Annotated in this window: 2 protein-coding genes; both read right to left on the reverse strand. The window is 70.0% G+C overall.

The window, feature by feature from the left end; translation table 11 throughout:
• On the reverse strand, positions 1–617 hold a 617-nt coding region (locus GL263_RS23245), incomplete at its 3' end, for a TetR family transcriptional regulator (protein ID WP_182857704.1).
• Between the two features lie 210 nt (positions 618–827).
• The gene (aceE, locus tag GL263_RS23250) at positions 828–3,560 is read right to left on the reverse strand and encodes a pyruvate dehydrogenase (acetyl-transferring), homodimeric type (protein WP_182857705.1); all 2,733 of its coding nucleotides are present in this window, start codon (positions 3,558–3,560) and stop codon (positions 828–830) included.
• Positions 3,561–3,724 lie beyond the last annotated feature (164 nt).

Raw genomic sequence — 3,724 nt, forward strand, 5'->3', positions numbered from 1 at the left:
CCCCAGTCCTCGGACAGCGCGCCCGGCAGCAGGTCGAGGTACTCGCCCGCCTGGCGCCGGGCGCTGTCCAGATCGGGGTTGCCGGTGCTGCCCCAGACGTGCATGGCGGTGCGCAGCACCCCGCAGAAGGCGGCGACCAGCACCCTCGGCCGCGGGTCCTCGGCGAGGTCCACGCCGACCCGCCGGGCGACCGCGTCCGCCAGCTCCTCCTCCATGGCCTGGCTGCGGCCCAGTTGCAGGGCGCTGAGCGTGGGAGTGGTCTCGATCAGCTGCCACATCCGCAGGTAGACGTCCGGCGGGACGATCTCGGCGATGGTCGCGCCGATCTCCTGCCAGCCCTCGTCCATGGCGTTGCGCAGCGCCACCAGCGGCGGCTCCTCGGCCGGCCGGGCCGCGAACCTGGCCAGGTAGCGCGCCTGCACGGTCTCCTGGACGACAAAGACGACGTCCTCCTTGCCGGCGAAGTAGCGGAAGAACGTCCGCTCCGACACCGAGGCGGAGGTGGCGATCTCCTCCACCGTCGTCCGCTCGTAGCCCTGGCAGAGGAAGAGCTCGTGCGCGGTACGGATGAGCGCGTTGCGGGTCCGCAGCTTCTTGCGCTCGCGCAGTCCCGTCACCCGGTCACCTCCCGCTGTCTTCCGTGACGGCCAATCGTAACCACACCGTAATCACGCCTACGGTCATCAAAGCCGACGGCACGGGGACGTTCGGCCAGTCGGCGGCGCGGGTCACCCGGCCGCCCGCTCACCCGGCCGCCCGCCCGGGCCTCCCGCACACGCCGGCGGCCCGTGGCACCCACAGGGGTACCACGGGCCGCCGCGTGTGCGTCAGGCGTCGCCGCCGGCCGCGCCCGGGTCGGCCGCCGCCACGTCGAGCAGCTGGTAGCGGTCGATGGCCTGCTTCAGCGCCGACCGGTCCACCTTGCCCTCGCGGGCCAGCTCCGTCAGCACACCGAGCACCACGGACTGGGCGTCGATGTGGAAGAAGCGCCGCGCCGCGCCACGGGTGTCGGCGAAGCCGAAGCCGTCGGCACCCAGCGACTGGTAGGTGTTCGGCACCCAGCGGGCGATCTGGTCCGGCACCGCGCGCATCCAGTCCGACACCGCGACGACCGGTCCTTCGGTGCCCTGGAGCTTGCGGGTCACGTACGGGACGCGCTGCTCCTCCTCGGGGTGCAGGAGGTTGTGCTCCTCCACCTCCACGGCCTCGCGGCGCAGCTCGTTCCAGGACGTCGCCGACCAGACGTCGGCACGCACGTTCCAGTCCTCGGCGAGGATCCGCTGGGCCTCCAGCGCCCAGGGCAGCGCCACACCGGAGGCGAGGATCTGCGCCGGCAGCTCGCCGGCCTCCCCGGCCCGGTAGCGGTACAGGCCCTTGAGGATGCCCTCGACGTCCACGTCCTCCGGCTCGGCCGGCTGCTGGATCGGCTCGTTGTAGACGGTGAGGTAGTAGAAGACGTCCTCGGCGTTCTCGCCGTACATCCGGCGCAGGCCGTCCCTGACGATGTGCGCGATCTCGAAGCCGAACGCGGGGTCGTAGGCCACGCAGCCCGGGTTGGTGGAGGCCAGCAGCTGGGAGTGGCCGTCGGCGTGCTGCAGGCCCTCACCGGTCAGCGTGGTGCGCCCGGCGGTCGCGCCGAGAACGAAGCCGCGCGAGAGCTGGTCGGCCATCTGCCAGAACTGGTCGCCGGTCCGCTGGAAACCGAACATCGAGTAGAACACGTAGATCGGGATCAGCGGCTCGCCGTGCGTGGCGTAGGCCGATCCCGCGGCGATCAGCGACGCCGTGCAGCCCGCCTCGGAGATGCCGTCGTGCAGCATCTGGCCGTTCGGGGACTCCTTGTAGGCCAGCAGCAGGTCCCGGTCGACGGCCTCGTAGGTCTGGCCGAGCGGGTTGTAGATCTTCGCGGACGGGAAGAAGCTGTCCATGCCGAACGTGCGGTACTCGTCCGGCGCGATCAGCACGAACCGCCTGCCGATCTCCTTGTCCCGCATGAGGTCCTTCAGCAGCCGGACAAACGCCATCGTCGTGGCGATCGACTGCTGCCCGGAGCCCTTCTTCACCGCCGCGTAGGTCTTGTCCTCCGGCAGCGCCAGCGGCTTGGACCGGTCGACGCGGGTCGGCACGTAGCCGCCCAGCTCCTTGCGCCGGTCGTGCATGTACTGGATCTCGTCGGAGTCCCGACCGGGGTGGTAGTACGGCGGCAGGCCGTCCTCCAGCGCCTTGTCGGGGATCGGCAGGTGCAGCCGGTCCCGGAAGCGCTTGAGGTCCTCCACGGTCAGCTTCTTCATCTGGTGCGTGGCGTTGCGGCCCTCGAAGTTCGGGCCGAGCGTCCAGCCCTTGACCGTCTGCGCCAGGATGACCGTCGGCTGGCCCTTGTGCTCCTTGGCCGCCTTGTACGCCGCGTACACCTTGCGGTGGTCGTGGCCGCCGCGACCGAGGTGCAGGATCTGCTCGTCGGTCATGTTCTCGACCATCGCGCGCAGCCGCTGGTCGCCGCCGAAGAAGTGGTCCCTGATGTACGCGCCGGTCTCCGTCGCGTACGTCTGGAACTGGCCGTCGGGCGTGGTGTTGAGCTTGTTGACCAGCACACCGTCCCGGTCCCTGGCCAGCAGCGGGTCCCAGGAGCGGTCCCAGATGAGCTTGATCACGTTCCAGCCGGCGCCGCGGAAGACCGACTCCAGCTCCTGGATGATCTTGCCGTTGCCGCGCACCGGACCGTCCAGGCGCTGGAGGTTGCAGTTCACCACGAAGGTGAGGTTGTCCAGGCCCTCCCGCGCGGCCAGGGTCAGCTGGCCGAGCGACTCCGGCTCGTCCATCTCGCCGTCCCCGAGGAACGCGTACACCTGCGACTTCGAGGTGTCGGCGATGCCGCGCGCCTCCATGTAGCGGTTCATCCGCGCCTGGTAGATCGCCCCGATCGGGCCGAGGCCCATGGAGACGGTCGGGAACTCCCAGAAGTCCGGCATGGACCTCGGGTGCGGATAGCTGGAGAGCGCGTACGGCGCCTTCGACTTCTCCTGGCGGAAGCCGTCCAGGTGCCGCTCGCTCAGCCGGTCCAGGAGGAACGCGCGCGCGTAGATGCCGGGCGACGCGTGCCCCTGGAAGAAGATCTGGTCGCCGCCGTCGCCGCCGTCCTTGCCCCGGAAGAAGTGGTTGAAGCCCACGTCGTACAGGGAGGCGGAGGAGGCGAACGTGGCGATGTGCCCGCCGACGCCGATACCCGGCCGCTGGGCACGCGACACCATCACGGCGGCGTTCCAGCGGGTGGCGTTGAGGATCTTCCGCTCGATCTCCTCGTCGCCGGGGAAGAACGGCTCGTCCTTGGTGGCGATGGTGTTGACGTAGTCGGTGCTGCGCATCTCGGGCACCGCGACGCGCCTCTCGCGGGCACGCTCGATGAGCCGGAGCATCAGGTAGCGGGCGCGTTCCCGGCCGCGCTCGTCGACTGCCGCGTCAAGGGAGTCGAGCCACTCGCCGGTCTCCTCGGGGTCGAAGTCGGGGACCTGGCTCGGCAGGCCGCCAATGATGATCGGGGTGCGATCTGATCCGGAAGCCACGCTGTTCCTTCGTTCTCGGTGGTGCCTTGTCTGGTGTCGCGCCGACTCCCATCGTGTACCGCTGGGCCGCGTACGTCACCTCTACTCAGGGGTAACTGTCATGGCGGGTGAGAAACGCGGGTCGGGCGCCTTCCGTCGGCCGCCGGACGGCCGAATCGCAACCC

Source organism: Streptomyces durbertensis, assembly GCF_014156695.1.
GTDB lineage: Bacteria > Actinomycetota > Actinomycetes > Streptomycetales > Streptomycetaceae > Streptomyces > Streptomyces durbertensis.